Source organism: Verrucomicrobiota bacterium, from assembly GCA_021294815.2.
Lineage (GTDB): Bacteria > Verrucomicrobiota > Verrucomicrobiia > Opitutales > LL51 > LL51.
This window is the reverse complement of sequence record CP095464.1, coordinates 605,318-627,601: the sequence shown is the minus strand read 5'-3', so window position 1 is coordinate 627,601 and position 22,284 is coordinate 605,318. Positions and strand designations below refer to the sequence as shown.

General features: G+C 48.4%; 22 protein-coding genes. 4 read left to right on the top strand and 18 right to left on the bottom strand.

All coding sequences use genetic code 11. From position 1 onward, the window contains the following. Position 1: 1 nt before the first annotated feature. Entirely contained in the window at positions 2-1,138 is a 1,137-nt protein-coding gene (gene dnaJ / locus LW808_002955) for a molecular chaperone DnaJ (GenBank protein UPA28239.1), read from the bottom strand. Beyond that, positions 1,139-1,804, bottom strand: coding sequence for a nucleotide exchange factor GrpE (locus LW808_002950; protein UPA28238.1), 666 nt, complete (start codon positions 1,802-1,804; stop codon positions 1,139-1,141). A 134-nt stretch (positions 1,805-1,938) separates the two neighbouring features. Here LW808_002950 and LW808_002945 point away from each other — a divergent pair, with 134 nt between their 5' ends. Both LW808_002945 and LW808_002940 read left to right on the top strand, forming a co-directional pair. Beyond that, on the top strand, positions 1,939-3,063 hold the full coding sequence (locus tag LW808_002945) for a hypothetical protein (protein ID UPA28237.1): 1,125 nt from the start codon (positions 1,939-1,941) through the stop codon (positions 3,061-3,063). A gap of 39 nt (positions 3,064-3,102) precedes the next feature. Next, positions 3,103-4,290: a phosphoglycerate kinase gene (locus tag LW808_002940; protein UPA28236.1), complete on the top strand. Its 1,188-nt coding sequence runs from the start codon at positions 3,103-3,105 to the stop codon at positions 4,288-4,290. A gap of 78 nt (positions 4,291-4,368) precedes the next feature. Here the strand turns inward: LW808_002940 and LW808_002935 are convergent, their stop codons facing one another. From LW808_002935 to ftsY, 16 genes are all read right to left on the bottom strand, one after another. Beyond that, the gene (locus LW808_002935; protein ID UPA28235.1) at positions 4,369-4,617 is read right to left on the bottom strand and encodes a type B 50S ribosomal protein L31; all 249 of its coding nucleotides are present in this window, start codon (positions 4,615-4,617) and stop codon (positions 4,369-4,371) included. 5 nt (positions 4,618-4,622) lie between these two features. Then, complete coding sequence (gene ykgO / locus LW808_002930) at positions 4,623-4,748, bottom strand: type B 50S ribosomal protein L36 (protein ID UPA28234.1); 126 nt, start codon at positions 4,746-4,748, stop codon at positions 4,623-4,625. Positions 4,749-4,793: 45 nt separating this feature from the next. Further along, complete coding sequence (gene sstT / locus LW808_002925; protein UPA28233.1) at positions 4,794-6,029, bottom strand: serine/threonine transporter SstT; 1,236 nt, start codon at positions 6,027-6,029, stop codon at positions 4,794-4,796. Positions 6,030-6,093: 64 nt separating this feature from the next. Continuing rightward, positions 6,094-6,906 (bottom strand): 3-deoxy-8-phosphooctulonate synthase, encoded by an 813-nt coding sequence (kdsA, locus tag LW808_002920; GenBank protein ID UPA28232.1) that lies wholly within the window; start codon positions 6,904-6,906, stop codon positions 6,094-6,096. Further along, positions 6,903-8,264, bottom strand: a complete 1,362-nt coding sequence (locus LW808_002915; protein UPA28231.1) for a thymidine phosphorylase — start codon at positions 8,262-8,264, stop codon at positions 6,903-6,905. The genes kdsA and LW808_002915 overlap by 4 nt, the downstream gene beginning before the upstream one ends. 67 nt (positions 8,265-8,331) lie before the next feature. After that, the gene (locus LW808_002910) at positions 8,332-9,858 is read right to left on the bottom strand and encodes an Amuc_1100 family pilus-like protein (protein UPA28230.1); all 1,527 of its coding nucleotides are present in this window, start codon (positions 9,856-9,858) and stop codon (positions 8,332-8,334) included. Further along, positions 9,855-11,114 (bottom strand): hypothetical protein, encoded by a 1,260-nt coding sequence (locus LW808_002905; protein ID UPA28229.1) that lies wholly within the window; start codon positions 11,112-11,114, stop codon positions 9,855-9,857. Before LW808_002905 ends, LW808_002910 begins: the two co-directional genes overlap by 4 nt. 30 nt (positions 11,115-11,144) lie before the next feature. After that, the gene (locus LW808_002900) at positions 11,145-11,351 is read right to left on the bottom strand and encodes a hypothetical protein (GenBank protein UPA28228.1); all 207 of its coding nucleotides are present in this window, start codon (positions 11,349-11,351) and stop codon (positions 11,145-11,147) included. Between the two features lie 37 nt (positions 11,352-11,388). After that, positions 11,389-11,742 carry a ribosome-binding factor A gene (locus LW808_002895; protein UPA28227.1) on the bottom strand — a complete coding sequence of 118 codons (354 nt, stop codon included), beginning with the start codon at positions 11,740-11,742 and terminating at the stop codon, positions 11,389-11,391. Further along, positions 11,739-14,186, bottom strand: a complete 2,448-nt coding sequence (gene infB / locus LW808_002890; protein ID UPA28226.1) for a translation initiation factor IF-2 — start codon at positions 14,184-14,186, stop codon at positions 11,739-11,741. The genes LW808_002895 and infB overlap by 4 nt, the downstream gene beginning before the upstream one ends. An 8-nt stretch (positions 14,187-14,194) precedes the next feature. Continuing rightward, the gene (nusA, locus tag LW808_002885; protein ID UPA28225.1) at positions 14,195-15,448 is read right to left on the bottom strand and encodes a transcription termination factor NusA; all 1,254 of its coding nucleotides are present in this window, start codon (positions 15,446-15,448) and stop codon (positions 14,195-14,197) included. A gap of 135 nt (positions 15,449-15,583) precedes the next feature. Further along, the gene (gene ruvX, locus LW808_002880; GenBank protein ID UPA28224.1) at positions 15,584-16,003 is read right to left on the bottom strand and encodes a Holliday junction resolvase RuvX; all 420 of its coding nucleotides are present in this window, start codon (positions 16,001-16,003) and stop codon (positions 15,584-15,586) included. Beyond that, a complete protein-coding gene (gene ruvA / locus LW808_002875) occupies positions 16,000-16,566 on the bottom strand; it encodes a Holliday junction branch migration protein RuvA (GenBank protein ID UPA28223.1) in 567 nt (188 codons plus the stop codon). Before ruvA ends, ruvX begins: the two co-directional genes overlap by 4 nt. Before the next feature lie 29 nt (positions 16,567-16,595). After that, complete coding sequence (locus tag LW808_002870; GenBank protein ID UPA28222.1) at positions 16,596-18,203, bottom strand: ABC transporter substrate-binding protein; 1,608 nt, start codon at positions 18,201-18,203, stop codon at positions 16,596-16,598. A 1-nt stretch (position 18,204) separates the two neighbouring features. Continuing rightward, the gene (locus LW808_002865) at positions 18,205-19,275 is read right to left on the bottom strand and encodes an ABC transporter ATP-binding protein (protein UPA28221.1); all 1,071 of its coding nucleotides are present in this window, start codon (positions 19,273-19,275) and stop codon (positions 18,205-18,207) included. 56 nt (positions 19,276-19,331) lie between these two features. Then, entirely contained in the window at positions 19,332-20,216 is an 885-nt protein-coding gene (gene ftsY / locus LW808_002860) for a signal recognition particle-docking protein FtsY (GenBank protein ID UPA28220.1), read from the bottom strand. Here ftsY and LW808_002855 point away from each other — a divergent pair, their 5' ends adjacent. Next, positions 20,217-20,783: an HAD-IIIA family hydrolase gene (locus LW808_002855; protein UPA28219.1), complete on the top strand. Its 567-nt coding sequence runs from the start codon at positions 20,217-20,219 to the stop codon at positions 20,781-20,783. 48 nt (positions 20,784-20,831) lie between these two features. Further along, on the top strand, positions 20,832-22,256 hold the full coding sequence (locus LW808_002850) for an APC family permease (protein ID UPA28218.1): 1,425 nt from the start codon (positions 20,832-20,834) through the stop codon (positions 22,254-22,256). The last annotated feature ends 28 nt before the right edge of the window (positions 22,257-22,284 follow it).

Genomic DNA, 22,284 nt, shown 5'->3' with positions numbered 1-22,284 from the left:
CTTATTTGAACGAGTCGCGGATTTTTGAAAACCACGACTTTTCGCCTTCGCCAAGAGAAAGCGCAAATGCCTCAAGTTTCGTCCGTTGATCTGCTGTCAATTTTTTAGGGACTTCGATCGCGATATGGACCATCTGATCACCGCGTTTCCCTGTCCGGAAATCTGGCATCCCATAACCTCGCATACGCAGAATTGCATTCGGTTGTGTTCCGGGAGGAATGCGCAAAATGGCCTCTGTATCGATGGTTTTGATATTGACCTCCCCACCTAGTGCTGCGAGCGTGAACGGAATCGATAAATGGCAGTGGAGGTTATCGCCGTCGCGATCAAACTGCCGATCTTCCTTGACATAGACGACAACAAACAGGTCACCGTTAGTACCTCCACGGACGCCGGCTTCGCCGAATCCCGGAAGACGTAATTTGACACCACTACCCATTCCCGGCGCAATCTTGATTTTCGTCTTTGTCGACTCGACGACACGCCCTGTCGCCTCACAAACACGACAAGGATGCGTAATTTTCATACCCGTTCCGTGGCAGTCAGGACACGTCTGTCGCATCGAAAAGAATCCTTGCGACATCGTCAACACCCCCGAACCGTGACACGTCGGACAGGTTACGGCCTGCGAACCCTTCTCGGCTCCCGTTCCGTTACAGTTTTTACACGTCACATGGCGGTTATATTTAAGGGTCTTTTCGACTCCCGTAAAAGCCTCCTTCAGTGTGATTTCAAGATCATAACGCAAATCGGCACCATCTTGCTGTCCGGAACGATTGCGACTACCGCCGCCACCAAAGAGATCACCAAAAATTCCACCGTCGCCTCCAAAGGCCTCGCGAAAAATATCAAACGGATTTACGCCGCCTGTCTGACCTCCACGCGCAAAACCACTTCCAGCATTAGCCCGGGAATCGAATGCATCGTGGCCATAACGATCATAAGCGGCACGTTTTTGATCATCACGCAGAACATCATACGCCTCCGATACCTGCTTAAACTTTTCCTCAGCGGACTTATCTCCGGGATTTTTATCGGGGTGATATTTAACGGCCATCTTCCGATAGGCCTTTTTAATCTCCTCCGCCGAAGCGCTTTTAGAAACCCCGAGCAAACTATAATAGTCCTCTTTGGCCATTTATGATGCCCTTCCCTTCGACACGACAACAGACGCTGGACGCAACAGACGATCGTGCAAACAATACCCCTTCCTTACGGTTTCGACAACGTACTCCTCCGGAACATCGTCATGGTTCACGTAAGCGACAGCCTCCTCTTGTTGCGGGTTAAAGGGCTCATTTTTCGGAGCCAAAATAGCGACTCCGCGCGCCTTTAACAGCGACTGTAACTGGGTAAAAATCATCTGGAATCCCGATAAAACTCCCGCTTCGGCCTGGACGGAATTAAGTCCGAGTTCAAAATTATCTAAAATTGGCAAGAGCGCTTCGATCACGCCACTTGCGGCCTGACGCTGGAGCTGTTCTTGCTCCCGCGTAACACGCTTACGATAATTATCAAAATCCGCTTGGGTATGGACTAGTCGTTCTTGCAACTGCTGCAATTCCTTTGAAAGGTCCGAAACAATCGCGACATCGCCCAAGATATCTTTAGGCACACTGATATCCTCATCCGTGGCTTGTGTATCAGCACGAACAGGTTCGCGTTCCAACCGCTCAGTATCGGAAGATGCACCTGGAGAATCTTGAAAACTATCCCCTTCCCTTCGGGCTTCCGCTATACTTTGAGAGGGGTCACGCATTGGCTTATGGAAAAATTTTGACCGATGGTTCTTGCGTCCACTCATATTCAATCAACTACGCCCAGTGTGTAGCAAAAATCCAATGTCAATCAAACTTTTTCTCGGATGCCCCCTAAAACTTTGTCGCGTACAATTCCGCTTGACTTACACAAAGTGTTTATCAGGAGTAACAGGCGGGTATGGTTGGTTATTCAAAGCTTGTTTTGTCGTTATCTATTGGACTCTTTTCTGTTTCCGCTGTTCACGCTGGAACCCCTCCAGAGGTCGAGCTGCCGCCGCTTGTCGCGATAGATTCATTTCCCGATAGCCTGGATGGAAATACCAGCGAAGGCACCTGGACGAGTTATCTCCTCGAGGTATGCCGGCAATATGGTCCTGAGTCTGATGAGCTCCACAATGCCTGTCTACATGCCGAACGTTCGATCCCCAACTGGCACTTGATGCGTCTCGATAAATTCGTCATGTGGCATGTTTTACAGCGCTATTTTCTGGAAACCCTTCGGAACCCACAGCTTACTGGTAACGAATTTAGTTTCAAATCCATTCAGGAGAAAAATGTCGCCTACAGCACCAGTAATGGTATTTCGGCAGCAGAAGATGCTTTAGCAATTTATACCCAAGAGATTATCGATCAGGATGGCGATCTCATTGAAGGAAAAACGTTTCGCGAATTTCGTCGAAAGTTACGAAAAATCCAGAAGTTATTCGGCCATAACATTTTGTGGAATACACTGCCTGGCATTATCGCCGTGCACTACACTCACAGCTTAATTTCTACCAATGAGGGCTTTCGATCGCCGGAATTCCATGAAAAATTGGATCGCATGAATAGCGTTTTCGGCCACGAAATTGCCGCTGAGGCCGCTGTACGTGCAATTTCTTTTCCGGGACGCGTGACGGAAGCCAAAAGCCTGCTTTACCGAAATGCTCCAACCTCACCAGAATTTCAACAAGATTTTGATTTTCTAAAATCGCTGCTCGGTCTTCATGCCGCTCGCAGAATTTTAAACAACTCGGCACTCAAACAACTTCGTTCTTCCCAAGATCCTGTTGCAGATTTTAATGCGCTCCGAAATATTCTTTTGCAGGATCCGAACGGGAAGGATCCTGTTGCTCGCCTGCAATTTGCGTTAGAACTTGTTTTCGAGGATGGCATTAAACTGGCCATTTACCATGCCGAACTTCAAAAGTACGACGCATTACTCGCCCTACTACGCGAGCAATGCGGTGAAGAAATAGCCACGGAGATTGAGCAAAAAGCCCGTCCCATTTGGCAAGAAAGAGAAGCCGCGCAAAACCGTTAAATTCTTGCCCAAGAAACAATTTTTTATTAGAATTGACGCGTGAAAACGATTCATGACGTTGATCTATCGGGGAAGCGCGTTTTTGTACGCGTTGATTTTAACGTACCGCTCAATGAACATCAGCAAGTTGTAGATGACACGCGAATTGTTGCGGCGTTGCCAACTATTCAAGCGCTGATTCAGCAAGGTGCTAAGGTCATCCTAGCATCACATCTTGGTCGTCCAAAAGGGGAAAAGAATGCCAAATATTCTTTAGCGCCTGTTGCCAAAATGCTTGCCGAAAAGCTCAACCAACCGGTTTTATTTCTAGAGGATTGTATCGGGGCTGAGGTCGCAGAAGCTGCTCAAAATCTTCAAAATGGCGCTGTGATGTTGCTCGAAAACTTACGCTTTCACAAAGAGGAAACAGGCAACGATCCAACATTTGCCCAAGAATTAGCGAAGTGTGCAGATGCTTATGTTAACGATGCCTTTGGGACAGCACATCGCGCGCATGCCTCAACTGAAGGCATTACAAAATTCCTCTCTCCGTGCGTTGCGGGCAACCTTATTGCGCACGAACTTCAATTTCTTGGAAATAAAGTCACAAATCCCGAGCGGCCATTTACAGTCATTTTAGGTGGCGCGAAAGTGAGTGATAAAATTTCCGTCATTGACTCACTTTTAGAAAAGGCCGACCATATGATCATCGGTGGCGCAATGGCGTACACTTTTCTCTTAGCGGAAGGCCATACGGTTGGTAGTAGCCTTGTGGAACCCGATAAAATCGAAGTCGCTCGAGCAGCGATTGAGAAGGCAAAAACGAAGGGCGTCGAATTGCTCTTACCCGTCGATTCTGTGGTGACCGATCATATCGATTTCGAACACCATACGGTTGGAAACTTACAGACAGTTGGTCTCGATATCCCAGAAGGCCAAACAGGGATCGATATCGGCCCTCAAAGTATTGCGCGTTTCGCCAAGGTTATTGCCGATTCTAAAACCATTCTTTGGAACGGCCCGCTCGGCATTTTTGAAATTAAAGAAAGCGCTCAAGGGACATTCGCAATTGCCGAAGCGATTGCGAAATCGGATGCCGTATCTATTATCGGTGGCGGCGATTCCGTGACTGCGATTAAGCAGAGTGGTCATAGTCGTGATGTGACCTTTATTAGCACCGGCGGTGGTGCGAGCTTGGAATTTCTCGAGGGCAAAATACTCCCAGGAATTGCCGCACTCGATCAGTAGAGCGTTCTGATATTTGAAAACAAAAGAAAGCCGGCATTTCGCCGGCTTTCCTCTACCTATGAAAACAAAAAAAACAAATTACTTGCGCACCCGTTTGAACTTCGAACGGAACTTCTCAATGCGCCCCGCCGTATCGACAAAACGCTTCTCTCCCGTGTAGGCAGGATGTGAATCCGAAGTCACATCACGATAAATGATGTCGTACTCAACCCCTTCGATAATTTCCTTCTGCTTTGAACATAAAGTCGAAATCGTTAAGAAGCGCTTCTTCGTCGAAACGTCTACAAAACACACTGGATGAAATGCCGGATGAATGTCCTTCTTCATAACGCTTACCCCTGGCGCGCCTTAAAACGCGGATTCGTTTTACAAATGACGTAGACCCGCCCCTTCCGTCGCACTACTTTGCAATCCGGATGACGCCCCTTCAGCGATTTCAATGACGACGCTACCTTCATCAGTTTGGAAAGAAAATACCTCGCACGCGCTTGTCAATAAAAACTTTAAAACCGAATTTCACGCCCTTCCTTACGCCACTCCATAAACTCAGCCGTTGCGGTTAATAAGACATCGGAGGAGGAATTAATCGCGGTCTCTACGGAATCTTGAATAATCCCCAAGACAAAACCAACGCCTACAACCTGCATTGCGATATCGTTCGGTATTCCCAGCGCCGAACAGGCAACGGGAACCAGTAAAAGCGAGCCGCCCGCAATCCCGGAAACACCACATGCCGCTACCGATGCTATAAGACTCAATAAAAAGGAAGACCATAGATCAACGGCAATCCCCAGCGTATGCGCGGCCGCAAGCGTCATGATCGTAATCACAACCGCCGCACCACACATGTTCACCGTTGCACCAAGTGGAATCGAAATCGCATACATATTGCGATCGAGATTGAGCTCTTCGCAAATCGCCATATTAATCGGGATATTGGCCGCAGAACTCCGCGTAAAGAATGCAGTAAGACCGCTTTCGCGCAAACATCGCCAAACTAATGGATAAGGATTACGTCGTAGGCAAATGCCTACCACCAACGGATTTGCCACAAGTCCAATAAAAAGCATACATCCGACGAGAACGCTTAGTAAATAGCCGTAGGTCGAAAAAACACCCAGACCGTTCTTCGAAATAGCGGTAAAAATAAGCCCCATAATTCCGAGCGGCGCAAGATTAATAATCCATGCGACAGCTCCCGAGACCGCACTCGAAAGATCGCGAATTACACTCTTAGTCACATCCGATGCAACTTGTTTGAGCACCAATCCAAAGATTACGGCCCATGTCAAAATACCGATATAATTGGCATGAAGTAACGAATCGATCGGATTCGCGACAACACTTAAAATCAGCGATTCAAAGACCCCACCGATTCCACGAGGTGCCGTTACATTTGCCGTATCGCTGAGCTCTAGAGTAATGGGAAACAGAAAACTCGCCCCGACCGCGATCATCGATGCCAGCAGCGTCGTTAGCATATACAGGACCAGCACATTTGTAAAACGTCGACCTACACCGCCACTCGCATTGGCCAGCGAGCTTGTGACTAAAACGAGAACCAGAATTGGTGAAATCGCTTTTAATACCTGAACAAAGAGTTCGCCGAAAATGCCCATCCAAAATGCACCTGGAAATAGTAAAGCGGCGATCATTCCCGAAATTAACCCGATGATTGTCCGGACAATCAAGCTCAAATGATTCCACTGGCACCAAACTTTCTTCGCGATTTTTCTCATGACTATCCCCTAAAAAGTGCTCCTAGCGCCACAAACAGTGACGTCAAGTGAGATCGTAAAAATTTTACGCGTTCTCGATCGTACGGCGAAGCAGCCAGAAGCGGACACAATTGCGGATAACGTCGAGAAAGTTATGGACATCCAACTGGTTCGCAGCATCGCAAATTGCATGATCCGGATCGGTATGGACTTCAAAAAAGAGTCCATTCGCACCCGCACTGAGCGCCGCATAAGCCAAATTCTCGACGAACTCACGATGCCCCATCGTTACACCTGCACTTGTTCCCGGAATCTGCACGCTATGGGTCGCATCAAAGATCGCAACAGGCGAAAACTGCCGCATAATAGGGAAACTACGCATATCCACGACGAGATTGTGATAGCCGAAGGTTGCCCCACGCTCCATAGGCCAAATTTCCGTAGCACCAAAGATCTTGAGTTTTTCAAAGACGAAACGCATCTCCTCCGGTGATAAAAATTGCCCTTTCTTAACAGCGATCACACGCCCGGTTTCCGCAGCTACTCTCAAGAGATCAGTCTGTCGACAGAGAAACGCGGGAATTTGCAAAACATCGCAAACTTCTGCGACACGCATTGTATGTTCAGGAAGATGGACATCACATATAATCGGTAATCCTGTCGCCTCTTTGAGTTCACACAAGATGGGTAACCCCTGATCAAACCCAATTCCCCGCTGCGAATGGACCGATGAACGGTTCGCCTTATCGCATGAAGTTTTGAAAATAATTTCAACTTCCGGGCAAACCTTTTGAATCTCCAAGAGGTAGTGCGCAACTTCAAATGCCAGTTCGCGCGATTCGAGCGCACATGGACCAGCGATGATGAGTAGTTTTTGCGGATCAAACAACGTCCTCATGCGACACGCTCCACAATCAGATCATTCTGCACTGGGCGTTTCGGCGCCAAGCGGTACGACGAACGTAAAAATTCTAAGGCCGACTCGAGATTAATCTCATCATTATAATGAATCATCATCAGCGCTTCTCCTTGCTTCACCTGGTAGCCGATCTTTTTAATTTCAGAAACACCAACCGCATGGTCGATACTGCCGTCACGTCGTTGGGCGAGAATCTTGACGCCATGGGCCAACATTCCGGCGTTGATCGTATGAACATAACCCCGCTTAGAGGCCGGCAATTTTTTAACGTACTTTGCTTTCGGGAACTTTTCGGGGTCGTCAATATAGCTGCCGTCGCCGCCCTGGGCTTCGACCATCTGCCGCAACTTAGCCAGTGCGACGCCATCCGTTAAATGTTTCCGGACCATTTGTTTCGCCGATAAGGTGGACCCGGCAACACCGGCAAGACGGACCATTTCCATCCCGAGGCGTAAAATGAGTTCGTCGAGATCAGGATCACTTTCGCCACGCAGGAGACGCAGTACCTCTTGCATCTCAAGTCCCGTTCCGACGCAACTTCCCAAAGGCTGGTTCATATCGGTCACCAACGCCACACATTTACGGTTCATCGACTTTGCGACCCGCGTCACCATACGCCCAAGCTGCTTTGCACTCTCGACATCGCGCACATAGGCTCCATTCCCCCATTTGACATCGACGACGAGTCCATCGGCACCTTCTGAAAACTTCTTACTCAGCAATCCACTCGTGAGAAGCGGGATACTCGGAACGGTCCCGGTCTCTTTTCGCATTTTGTAGAGAATGTTGTTAATGGGCGTAATTTCAGGGCGTTGTTCGATGATTGCACAACCGACCTGCTGGAGCTGTTTCATGAACTGGTCGTTGGGAATTTCTGCTTGAAATCCCGGAATCGACCGTAGTTTATCGAGATCGCTAATCACAAAACCCTCCTCTTCGCCGATCATCGATGGAACCGCAATACCACAAGCCGCTGCAAGGGGAATTAAAACAAGCCCTGATTTATCACCAACACCCCCCGTTGCGTAACGGTCGAGCTTGGGACGGGTAATACGCGGCAACTCGAAAACCTCTCCCGTTAACATCATTTCCTCGGTCAAGACCGCGATTTCCTGAGGCGTCATCCCTTGAAAATAAATTGCCATCGCGAGTGCCGCTAGTTGGTGATCAGGGATCGTCTTATCGAGAATCGAACTTGTAATAAACCGGATTTCTTCATCCGTAAACTCCTCGCCATCGCGCTTTTTCTCAATCAAATACGCGTAGGAAGGCTCCATAAAATTGCGTGAGATGCTGTGCTCTGTCTCCATGATCGCCCCTAAACCTGTCAAACCCAATTATATTAGCTAAATTTCGGGGGATTTGTCAAGAAAAAATCAAGTTTATGGTTGACTAAAAACGACTTTAACTCTCTAGTGCGACCTCGATCATTTCCCCATCACATTCTAAAGTAACACGTTTTACCGCATCATCAACGGAAGTCAGCGTGTACTGGCGGTCACCGATCTTAAAATTTTCGCCGATATGCGTCAGTGAAACTGTTTTCGTTTCCGATTCTAGGGCGTCTGCATCGGGTTCTATCAATTCTTCCCTGTACTCTAAGTTTACTTTGACTCGTTGTGTGTCATATTTCGTCTCCGGCGTTAAAATTTCTTCGCGTGAAAGCTCGTGATCCAGAAGATTCAGTTGCTGGCAATTTTCGGGGCCACGCTCGTTAAAATCCACTAATTCAAGCGAATGTGCCGTTACTGTATCTCCTAACGTCGCCTGAAAACTCTCCTGCGTCTCCACGTTTTTTAAAAAGAAATGGGGTCGCGATACTCCAGATGCATCCGGGGGCGGAATTATGTAACCCAAAAGCTGAATTGGATACAATAGACGCTCCAAAGCGGTACATGCAAACACAACTCTTGTTTCCGGTTTAGGTTGCGGTAGCCACGGCAATGTCGCCTGATAATGGTCATTTTTAAGTACAATCGTTGGCGGAGTAAAAAGGTCAAATGTCCATGCCTCACCTCGGGGGGCCTGAGGAGGATCACTCCAGAATTCTCCTCTTTCTTCAGGTACTGCCTTTAGCTCTGTACAATTTAAATCCTGAGACTCTGTGATGTAAGGACGCGGAAAAATCCAATCAAATACCAGCTTTACGCTTACCGGATCCGCGGAAGTGGCAGCCTCTGGATGCGCCGTCGGATTCACATGGATCGTAATCTCGCGCCAAATCACCGGTAATCCAAACTCCAAGACACGATTCAAAAATGTCCGCAAGGCGCGTGTATAACTGGAAAACTCGAGCGTAAAACGATACGACTTCACCTTTTCGGAACGCGGGAATTGCTTCTTTTCTTTTGGTGTTTTGGATTCGTTTTCCTCTGCCGCTAACGTTTCACGCGTTATTTTTTGAAACTCCATCCCGTAATCGTTAGCGCCAAACAGCAAGACCAACACTCTAGCCGCGATTGCGCATTGCTCGGTAAATTTCGCTAAAGTTTCCTTGGGTGGCACAACCTCTTTGGTAGCGTGCGCTTCAAACCCAAACGCACAATTTTGGGGGATAAGAACTCTCATCTTCTGGGCACATTCCGCCAAGAATCGGCGGTAAGCCATCACCAGAAAATAGAAATCGACTTCGTTGGGCGCCTCCGATTGCGGCAGAAATGGCAAATCGATTTTTCGCACTTTACTCGTAATTGTGGCATACTTTTGATCACACTGTGCTAATTCTTGTTGGAGCTGATGGTAATTTTCCACTGTCGGCGGCGGCTGTCGTTGCCGCAATTGTTGGATTTCCGAGGTCAACACCGCGCAATGCTCACGGTTCTGGGAAATTTGTATCGATCGCTGTACGACTTGACTAACGAGCACGAGGTTGAACAGTAAAATTCCCAACCAGCTCCCATATTTCCAATACTTGGATACGCATCGGTTCATATCGCAAGAAGTTCCGCATCTGGCTTTAATCGCAGCCGGCAACGAAATGTGATTTTTCCCATCGTAGGCGCGTTTACTTTAATTTCGCAAATGTCATCGACTTCGGCAATTTTCCTTAACGCGTCGAACATCTGATTCATGGGCGCATTCCAATGTCCGGAATCCTGGGAATTCTCGATAAATATCGCCCCCGCAAGCTCGATCGAGGCTGGAACTTTTTCAAGTAGACTGTCGTTAACGGCTGGTTTCTCACGGAGTTGCCTCTTTTTTGAGGAGTTCTTCGTTGGCGCATCTTGAGGCGATATCGCAACCCGCCACTGAAAATCGGTTAAAAATACATCTCCGGTTTGAAACAAAATGGTTTGCAATTGGCTAAAAAACACATTCCAGGCGTGATTTTGTTGATCATAAACAACAACATCACCCAAGAGATCCTGTTTCTGCAGAAGTCTTTGCTGTGCCTGGTCGATTTGCTGCGCGAGTTTCGATAGCTGATCTCGATGAACTACGAGCTCTTGCTTTCGCTCATCCCATTCCCGCTCGACACCTCCCAAATGCTGGACACAAAATAATAAACCCACCATTAAGCACAGCACACCGACAACACATTCCTTTTGTCGAAAAAATCGCTTAAAACCACGCGATGTTGCCTGAACGTTTATCGAACGATATGTTGCCGTATTTCGATGCGACGCCACTGCCGTAAAAATTGCTGGCAACAACGGTTCAATCGGTTCTAAACATGTTGCCTCGATTTCATCTGCAATAAATGAACTCCAACATATGCGAGATTCAGTGTGCGGAATTTCGTTGAGAAACGCCGCAGTAGAGGAAATAAATTTTGCTTTTTTAATCCCAAATTGCGCCAGGATTCCACGTAGTAAAATGAGTTTCTTCTTTTCGAATAGAAAGGCATTGACACGGCCATCGGTGCGATACAACTCAATCTCAAAAGCCGAGAAATCCTCGCCCAGAGTCTGTTTTAATTCAAAAACTGCGCTCTGCCAAAAATGTTCCTCGCGTGCAAAAAATACCTCAAGCGGCAAGCAACGCACCCAAGGCAGTGCAACGACAATGACGCGGACTTTTTTTAATTTTTTTGGAGAAAAATTTCCCAATGCCACCGAAAGCTCCTGCTTCGTGTCATATTTCGTAACTTGAACCTCTTGTAGACGACAACATCCCTTGTGATGCGCAACATGACACAAACTGACCGCTTCGTTAGCAATGCATAAAACTAAAGAGTCTGCAGCCATCCAACTTCCCTATCACCCCTGCGACAGCGCTTAAAATTTCTTCCCTGTCTTGGTTTTGTTGAAGTCGGCCGGTCTGTAGACCTTTTGGACATTTACATCGGCTGTAATATTGCGGCGCAGTTCCCAGTTCGCTGGGACAGCCCACGGAAGACGCGACGAAGAATTTTTTTCGGAACTACACCCACCTGAAATAGATAAAAGTAACAAAATTAACCCCCATTTAACTACACTGCTCATGCCGCAGGAGCTTTGCGAATTACCCTATTTTTCAAGGTTATTCCACAAGGGTATCCTCAGGAGCAATCGTGTCCAATACTTCAATGAGATGGTTTCCCTTCGCGATCGCATCGGTTACGGAAAATTTAAGTTCCGGGACATTGCGTAGTTGGAGGCGATGTGCGATTTCCTTCTTAATTAAAAGACCATGCTTCGAAAAAAATTTTGCCAATTGGTGTTTAGCTACCGGATCGCCTAAAACGGAATATTTGACAATGGCAGACTTTAAATCTGGGGCAACGAGCGCCCCAACAATCGTCACCATAGCCGCCTCCTCGCGAAAGTTTTTTCGCAAAACCGCGCTAACTTCATGCGCGATCGCCTCATTCATCCGCTCCAATCGAACACTCATAGCTTTTGTAGATGACGGATTCGATCGTAGCTTTCGAGAGTGTCACCGGTTTCAAAATCTGAAAATCCTTCGACTTTGATCCCGCACTCAAACCCCGAACGCACCTCGGACTGGTCTTCTTTCTGCCGCTTGAGCGAATCGATTTTGCCTTCAAACAGCACCTCATTGTTCCGCCGGACGCGAATCGGCTTATCACGGGCAATCTGGCCATCGATCACCATACACCCCGCAACTGTCCCCTTCGCAAGCTCAAAAACCTGACGAACCTCCGCCGTTCCGAGGTGCTCCTCTGTATACTCATAATCGAGCAACTCGGACATCGCTTCTTTGACCTGATCGATGAGCTCATAGATGATGTCGTGCAACAAGATACGGACACCCTTATTTTTCGCCAGCGGCGCCACTCCGTTATCTTTTTTGACGTTAAAGCCAACGATCAACGCCCCCGATGAGCTCGCGAACTCGACATCGCTCTGTGAAACCGCGCCGACGCCAGAATCTAAGATCTCAAGCTTTACGCGATCGCTCTTAATCGCCTCCAAACACTGAATGAGCGCCTCAAGCGTCCCCTGGACATCGCACTTAACGACAACCTTCAGGACCTTTTGCTTTTGCGACTCAATCGCCTCAAAAAGCGATTTCATGTTGGCAATTTTCGGAACCGGTTCCGCATGCGATCTTTTCTCGTTAATTGCGTACTCTTCGGCCTGATTCTTTGCCGTCTTTTCGTCTTTGACGGTTTCAAAAACTGCTCCATTTTCCGGTACACCACTCCAACCGATAATTTTAACCGGTGTAGAGGGTGTCGCCGCCTTCACGACCTCGGCACGTTCATTGAGCATCGAGCGTACTCGACAATACTTCGAGCCACAGACCAAGGCATCACCGACTTTTAACGTTCCTTCGCGGATGATGACCGTTGCGACCGGACCGCGCCCTGTATCGATCTGGGACTCGATAACGACGCCTACTGCCGGGCATTTGTAATCGGCTTTCAGTTCCATCATCTCCGCCTGCAAAAGTACGAGCGACAGAAGCTCATCGATATTCGTCCCCTTGAGCGCCGAAATACCTACACAAAGCGTATCGCCGCCCCACTCCTCCGGCGCAATCCCCCGCTGCTGCATCTGTTGTTTGACGTGATCGAGATTGGCACCCTTAGCGTCGATCTTATTAATCGCAACAACGACTGGAACGCCCGCCTTTTGGGCAAATTTTAACGCCTCATCGGTTTGAGGCATAAATCCATCATCGGCGGCAACGACTAAAATCGCAATATCCGTGACCTCGACACCGCGCTCGCGCATACTGGAAAACGCCGCGTGTCCCGGAGTATCCAAAAATGTGATTTTTTTACCGTCGCACTCGACCTGATACGCCCCGGTATGCTGCGTAATGCCTCCTGCTTCGCCAGCGACAACGCTTGTATGGCGGATAAAATCCAGTAGCGTCGTCTTACCATGGTCAACGTGACCGAGCACACACACCACGGGCGGACGCGGTAAAATTTCCTTCGGGATGACGACTTTGGGTTTTTGCGGCGCTGGACGGTTAAGATCCGATTTCTGACGAACCTCAAGTAGATAGCCGTATTTTTGGGCAATATCGATAGCGATCTCATCAGCGATCTGTTGATTCATCGAGGCAAAAATCCCCTGACGCATCAGGATCGAGATCAGCTGAAACGGCTTAATGCCGATCTTTTGGGCAAAATCGCGGACGATAATCGGCGCCTTACAAACGAGTGTCTTAAGTTCCTGTACCGATTCTTCTGTTTTTTCCGTCCTCTGGATCGGAATTTTGTTTTCTAACGGGCGTTGTTTTCGAGAAGGTAACTCGAAATGGACCGTTGGTGCCGACCGCTTATCCGTAAACTTTTCGGTATTTTTTTTGCGCCCTGGAAGAATGACCTCTGGCGGACGGCTCGGTTTTGCCCGCTCGCTTGGCGATTCCAACCCAAGAGTTTCTGTCCTAGAGGTAAAGCTCACAGGTTTTTTTGCGCCTAATTTGGGCAATGGGATCTTGATGGCATTACCGCCCGCTGGATGTGGTTCTGAACGACTATTAGCGCCTTCACTCCGCTCAATAAAAGGTTTAGAAGGTCGACGGACACTTTGTATTTCTGCGGCATCTCCCTGTCCCTGTACCTTAGGGACGGCAGGTACAGAAGCAGGTTTCCGTGCTGGAACAACTTCTATCTTTGGAACAGCGGGCGCAGCGCTAGGTTCTGGCGCATCATCAAGGGGAACTCGAATTGTTGTCGGCTCTGGTGTCGCTTTTGATGCGGGTGTGATTTTAAGCTCCTCTGCCAACGCATCGGCGTAAATGTTCGGAATGGAACTCGACGCACTGATCACTTTCAGGCCACGGTCACGCAATAACGCCATGACCTGCTTATTATCGAGGCCCAAATCCTTAGCCAACTGATACACCCGAATGCTCATTTCCGCGACTAAGCCTTCTTGAATTTTCCGATATTTTCAAGTATGAACCGCGATTCGTCGAGCGAAAAACCTGCGTCCTGCAAATCTTCTTCCGTGACGTCATCAAACACATCGACATCCGTAAAACCACATGCGACCAGACGTTGAGCCATTGCATCGTCGATACCGGGGATATTATTGAGGCCTTCTGTCGCCTTCTGAATTTTTTTATTCAGACTTTTTTCCTGCTCCGATTCTGCCTTTTTGATATCGAGGCGCCAACCGAGTAATCGGGAGGTCAGACGGGCATTGAGTCCCCGCTTCCCGATCGCTACCGCCAGGTCTTCCTCTCGAACTTCGAAGCTCATCTGGTGCGTAACCTCATCGAGCTTGACGTTCAACGGCACCGCAGGATGGATGGCTTCTTGTAGAAATGCTACCGGGTCATCGCTACAGCGAATGACATCGATTTTCTCGCCCCCGAGTTCCTTAACGATACTGCGAATCCGGACACCGCGTGCGCCAACGCAGGAGCCAACGGGATCGACCTTGGGATCTTTGCTCCGGACGGCGATTTTCGTCCGATATCCCGGCTCACGCGCCATGCTGACGATCTCTACGGTCCCATCAGCGATTTCCGTGACCTCGATTTCCAGAAGGCGGCGAACAAAACGCCCATGGGAACGGCTCAAAATAATCTCGGGGCCATGCGGTGTTTGATCGATCGCGAGCAATAGACAACGAATACGGTCGCCAGGCACATACTCTTCCCCTGGAATACGTTCGCGCTGAGGCAGTAGGGCCTCGGACTTACCGAGCTCGACGTAGATATTTCCCATATCCTGGCGCCGGACAATACCACTGACGATATCGCCAACGGAATTTTTAAAGTCCTCGTAAAGTTTCTCGCGTTCGAAGTTACGGATCCCCTGGAAGATAGCCTGGCGCGCGCCCTGGGCTGCGATACGCCCGAGCGTTACAGGATCAATCTCGCGTTCAATCACATCACCGATATTGACGTTGGGATGAGTCTCTCGGGCCTTATTAATATGGACCTGGGCTTGTGGATCACTGACGGAATCGACGACTTCGAGAATTGACCACGCCTGAAGATTGCCGGTCTTAGGATTGATTTCGACACGGACGTCGTACCCGGCGTTAATGCTTTTTAGCGCGGAAGACCGAATGGCCTCGGTGACCGTTTCGATCATCGTACTCCGCGGGATCCCCTTCTCCTTCTCCATATACTCGAGAACCGCCAAAATCTCACTACCCGTCTTCATAACTACGCTTCCGGTGACAAAAAGAGCGGAGATACTGACCCCCGCCCGCTGTTCGCAAAGTCTCCGACTGGTGCTGACGCTAGCAGCATTCGCTATACCGTCAAGTGAAATTTTTTCACGAGAAACACGTCAGTTTTAAGAAAATGTAATATCGAGAAATTCCTGGAGAATAATGACAGCGGCAGCGGCATCGATCATTCCTTTTCGGCGTAATTTTTGACGATTTTTCCCAGAACGGTGATAGAGATCACCGACGCTCTCACTCGTTAAACGCTCATCAACTCGCTCAATAGGAAGAGGTATTTTTTTTTGTAATTCCGCAATAAACCGGTCAACTTCTTGCGCTTTGGGCCCTACGCTATCATCCATATTATAGGGATACCCCACCACCATCTGGTGGATGTGACGCATTTGGACAATTTCTTCTAGCTCTTGAAAAACCTGTATCCAAGAATGAACTTGTAGACACCCCAAAGGAACAGCTAAATAACATTCATCATCCCCCAGACTGAGTCCGATACGCTTATTTCCAAAATCGATTCCCAAGAAATTCATTTAACGCGGATCGCCTGTTTAATAAGCACCTCGGCCGAGGCTTCTGGACATTGTTCGGCGACCGTTGAAACCATCTTTTCCGCTTCGGCACGCTTATAACCCAAAGCAATAAGGCCCAGAATGGCGTCGTTCTGTTCATTTCCGATAGGCGTATGATGACCGAAAGACGGTAAGCGATCCGCGAGCTCAAAGAGAATTTTCTTAGCTGTTTTCTCCCCAATACCAGGAATTTTCGCTAACATACCCGATTCTCGGTTCGCGATAATGCCCATCAGCGATTCTAACCGGAACTTACTCAACATCGCGAGCGCGATTTTCGGACCAATCCCTGACACCTTTTCGACAATCAACTTGAAAAAATCCCGTTCCGCAGGCGTATTGAACCCATAGAGCGCCTGGCTATCCTCCCGATAAACCGCATAGATCGAAAGCCGGACATTTTCCCCCAACGATGGCAATTGGATCGTCAGCGGTACCGCGATTTCGTAGCCAATACCGCCCGTCACAACGACACAACTCAATGCCGTCCGCTGCTCCAAACGCCCCTCAATCGATACAATCACGCCCCTACTCTAGCAACGCGCATCCGATGTCAATGGCCCTTCGCGATCTCGGCCACCCGACGGTATTGTTCTCGGAAATGGTTCGCAATATCTGTCTGATACTGGGTCGCCTTCAAGTAATCTTTATTCCGGGTCTCCGGCATCACCTCGGTGATCACCCGGTCATAGGCAAACAATCCCAGGTCTTGCATCACCGCTAGCGCCCGATCGGCATCTTCGTGACGTCCCGATTGATAAGCCTTCTGGATCCGCGACCACGCTTTATGTAACAAATCCTCGGGATCCAAAAATGCCATCTTAAAAATTAATCCCAATGCTCGAAAGACCGGCTTCGTCCAAGCCTCACGGTACGTAAAATTCGCTGCCTCGCGATAGGGGTTCACATCCGGGTTATCAAAGTTCTCCAAATACTCCGATTGATAAACAGTCTTAAGGATCGGTGCACGACACAGCGGTGTATGCTGCGGTCCCCCCGGAACACCTACCTTATACGCTAAAAGTTGCTGTCCTGGAAGCGTTAAGACATATCCTAAGAACGCCATCGCCAATTCACGATGTTTCGCTCCCCGATAGAGTGAGATAGGATCTGGTGAAGGAGAACATCCAGCTTGAGGAATCACAAAATGGAAACGGGACTTTCCTCCACGTGCGGCAATATTACTCTGTTCCGAACGACCGTAAAAATCCGTCGCAATCCCAACAGGACAATTTCCCTCCGATACATCGAGAACGGTCTGGGCTGATGAGTCCGTCATATATCGCCCGTTAGCAACGATCTTTTGGATGAGTTGCAATCCTGCCAACCAACCTTCACGGATAGCCTGCGATTCATCTCCAGAGCGTGCATATGCAATCTGCATTTGTTGCTGAATGAGCATTTCATAAGACTTCAGCGTCGAGCTGCTCTTTGTGGGATCGACAATTGCAATACCGCCAATATAGCGCGGATCGGCTAAATCCATCCACGTCACGGGTGGATGTGTTCCGAGTGCATGTACCGCATCGCTATTATAAATAATCCCAAAGCTGGAAAGACTTCCCCCGATCCATCGACTATCGGCATCCCATAAGCGCTCGCCAGCAAAAAACTCCGGGATCGCATCGTCGTTAAATAGTTCGGGATGTAGAGCGATAAATCCGCTGGGCACGGTATAGCCCTTCGCGCCTTGAACCTTATGATCAAAGACCCCGCCACCAAATAGAAGATCTACGCCACAACCAATATCGGATGCTAAAAATGTTTCCTTAAGTTCTCGGGCAATGGGATCAGGATCGTCTTTTTTGATATTCTCAAGCTGAGCGAAAATAGCGCGCTCTTTCTGCCCCCAGGGTTTTTGAAGTACATGCTCCCAGTGGAAGCGGAAATTATTCATGAACATCGAGTCAATGTAGCGTGAAACGTCACGTCCACCGCCCGGATGTCGCCAATCAATTGTTACCGTTTTCCCCGTCTTTTGTCGGTACCACTCCATGAAGCCACGGCCGTACTCGCTGCGTAAGGTTTCATTATGTGCAGTAATAATAACAATCACCTCATTGGGGTTGGTCGGTACGAGTTGAACTTCGCTACGTCGAAAGATAAATGGGATGGCAACGACAATGGCGAGATAGAGGAGATTTAAAAGCTTTTTGAACATGCTATTCACTCAAAATAACGACATCTTCCGGCAGTGACCACGCATAGATCCCGTAGCGTTCGACTTGCGAGAGATGACAGGGATTGAGTTCCGAAATTTGGAGATGAACACCGTTTTTCTCAAAAAGATAATGCGCTACTTCGCCAAAGTACGTGGAATGTCCGATCATCCCTTCGACACAGTTTTCTTCAACCGGGAAGCTTTCCAATTTGATGCTCTCCGGTCGGATCGAAACTTTAACACTACTCCCCTCTTGGATATGGGGATTATTACTATCGATCATGCCCCGGAAGTTGCCGATTTTCGTCCGCACAAAGGCTTCGTCAGGGCCTTTCCGAATAACGACACCGTCTAAGATATTCGTTTCACCGATAAAGTTCGCAACAAAACAGCTATCCGGGCGTTTATAGAGTTCGATCGGTGTTCCAATTTGTCGGATATTTCCTTTTTCTAAAACGGCAATTCGATCTGCAATGGAAAGCGCTTCTTTTTGATCGTGTGTAACGTAAATCGATGTCAGTTCGTATTGCTTACAAATTTTACGAATCTCAACCCGCATCTCGTTCCGAAGTTGTGCATCGAGGTTTGAAAGCGGTTCATCTAACAAAAGACACTTCGGTCGAACCACAAGCGCACGGGCTAATGCAACACGTTGTTGCTGCCCTCCGGATAGTTCATTGGGTTTCCGAGAAGCATAGGCCGACATCTGGACAATCTCGAGAGCTTCCTGAACCTCGCGCGCAATCGTCGCTTTTTTCTCACCTTTCTGCTGAAGCCCAAACGCTACATTCTGCTCGACCGTCATATGCGGCCAAAGCGCATAGCTTTGAAAGACCATCCCTGTCTTACGTTTGTGGGCCGGAAGGCGAGTAACATCTTTCTTGCCGAAAAAAATCTTACCACGATCCGCCGTATAAAATCCTGCAATCGTCCGGAGAAGCGTCGTCTTACCGCAGCCGCTCGGCCCGAGTAAAAAAAACAGCTCCCCCGCTTGAACCTGTAAATCGATATGATTTAAGACCGTATTGCCCGCAAACGCTTTGACTAAATCGCGTATTGTGATCTCTATCATCGGCGCACCAAGGTTTGAAGCTAAAACGATCTATGTCAAAAATTTTTTGCGGTATCCTACGCTAAGAGTGCAGTAACATAATCATTTACGCGGAAAGGTTCTAGATCTTCACAGCGCTCACCAAGCCCGATAAAGTAAACCGGTATGCCAAGTTTTTGATAAATCCCTACCAGTGTACCGCCCCGGCTACTACCATCAAGTTTTGTAATGACGGTTCCGGTTAATCCAATCGCCTCGTGGAATTTTTCCGTCGAAACAATTGCATTACTCCCGAGGCTCGCATCGATAACGCTCCAGATATGTTGTGGAAAACTATTATGGACTTTCCCAATCGCACGCTTGAGCTTTTGAAGCTCTGCCATGAGGTTGGCTTTATTGTGGAGACGCCCGGCCGTATCGAGAATTACAATATCTTTATGACGACTCAAAGCCGCCTGACAGGTATCGAATGCGACCGATGACGGATCGGCTCCCTTATGGCTTTCAACGAGATCAAATTGGAGTTGTTCGGCCCAACGTTTGAGCTGTTCATTCGCCGCTGCCCGAAAGGTATCGCACGCACCAACAATGACTGACTTCCCCTGTTGAGCGAAATAATACGCAAGCTTTGCCGCGGTTGTTGTCTTTCCAGAGCCGTTAGAACCAATCAGCGCAATCACCATGGGCTCAGATGTAGTCAACAACGTTTGCGGATCACCTTCTGAACCGGCCATCGTTTGGAGGAGAATCGGTTCAACAACGGCGCGTAAATCTTGATCTCGGTGAGGAACCGACGATAGAATCTTTTCAACGGTCTCAACCCCTAGATCTGCTGCATAAAGCGCTGCTTCGAGGGCGGTTGTATCGAGGTTTTTATCTCGAAAAAGGTGTTGAATCCGCTGGACGAGTTTATTTTTCGTTGACGCCAGGCCCGTACGGACTTTTGAAAAGAGGCCAAACATATGGCCGTCTGTTTTTCGAAAAACCCACAAAAGTCGATCGCAAAAGCGATTTTTCTCGACCGTGACGGAACCCTCAATGTCGACTACGGCTATGTCTATCAACCCGAAAAAATCCATCTTTTACCCGGCGTACTGGAAGCGTTAGATCTTTTTATACAAAAAAAATTTTTACTATTTCTCTTCACCAATCAACCGGGCATTGAGCGCGGTATGTATACTCGCCAGAACGTCGAAGCCTGTCATCAACGACTACAAACACTGCTCGGTCCTACCCGTTGTTTTCAAGAAATCTGTATTGCTGCGGAAGCCGAAGTCGCTCCGAACCACTACCGCAAGCCCTCTCCTCGGTTTATTTTGGAGATGCTTAAAAAATACCATCTCGATCCCCAACAATCCTACATGGTCGGCGATAAGGAGACCGATGCTTTTGCAGGACTTTCCGGAGATATCCATAGCATTCTTCTCGATTCGGATTATCCCCGTTCGGAACGCTGTAAGACATTGATTGCGGAAGGCCGTATTCGCTGTCTGCCGACATTATTGGATTTTGCACAGACGCTGGCGTAAAAATCCATTGACACAGATCGGGAAGATTGCGATTGTCCCGCCGTATCGATGAAAAGTACTGCGCCCAAGAAGTTTTTAGGCGTTTTCGCGCTCGCGATGATCAATTGTGCGGCCATTGTCAGCCTCCGCAATCTCCCGGCGATGGCGGAATACGGCTTTTCGATGGTCTTTTTCTATCTCGCAGCCGTCTTTTTATTTTTAATTCCCGAAGCACTGGTTGCCGCCGAACTGGCGACCGGTTTCCCGGGTGAAGGTGGGATCTTTTATTGGGTCAGCCAAGCGCTCGGGCGTAAAACGGGATTTTTCGTCGTCTGGCTTCAATTTTTAGGGAATGCCGTTGCTTGTCCGGCGTGTCTTGCTTATCTAGCTCCCCTTCTCGCCTATGCCTTTGGACACCCGGAATGGATGGCGGTCAGCGATACCGGTCTCAATATTGCGAATTTCTACACCTTTGGCGTGATCTTCGTCGTTACCTGGGCTGAAACCTTTATTGGCCTACACGGAATGCGCCTGGCAAGTCTCGTTACGAGTATTGGTTCAATTTGTGGAACCCTGATTCCCGGAGCGCTGATTATTGCTCTCGGTCTCGGATGGATCATTACTGGGCACAAACTTTGTACACCTGTTGGATGGGCCGAATTAATTCCCCCTTTTGAAGGCGCAGAACAGTGTGTTTTGTTTCTTGGAGTTTTGTTGGGCTTTAGCGGATTAGAGATGTCCGCAGCACATGCTAATAATGTCGAAAATCCACAAAAAAATTACCCCCGAGCGATTCTCATTTCGACACTACTTATTTTAGGGGTTTCCATTTTAGGTTCACTGGCGATTGCGGTTTCAGTTCCCAAAGCAACGCTGACGCTCGAAGCCGGTGTCATCCAAGCGATTGAAGTACTATTAGAACACTTCAACCTCTCCAACTGGACGCGTCCGATTGCCGGTTTAATGGCCCTTGGCGCTGTTGCCTGGTTTATGGCCTGGATTACCGGACCTTCCCGGAGTTTACTCGCCGCTGCGAAAACTGGCGAACTCCCCACTTCGCTCCAAAAGATCAACGCTGCGGGTATGCCTTCGACCATTATGCTTTGGCAAGCGGTCGTCATTACCTTTTTCGCGGGACTTTTTTTACTCATCCCCTCCGTGAAAGCTTGTTTCTGGATCCTATCTGCCGTCACAACACAATCGATCCTTATTATTTATACCTTCATGTTTCTTTCGGGAATCATTTTGCGTTTCAAATTCCCGAAAACACCGCGTGCCTATAAAGTCCCTGGAGGTAATATTGGCATGATTCTTCTTTGTACTATCGCTATTGTTTCATGTCTTTTCTGTTATGGCATCGGGTTTATTCCGCCGGAAGAAATTCACTTCGAAAATAAGACACTTTATTTTATAATCATGTTGCTTGGGAATGCGATTGAAATGCTACCCCCATTTCTCTTGAAATATTATCTTGGTGATAAAAAATTTTTATAAGGTTGACGCCCCTAACAACCTCCTTAGA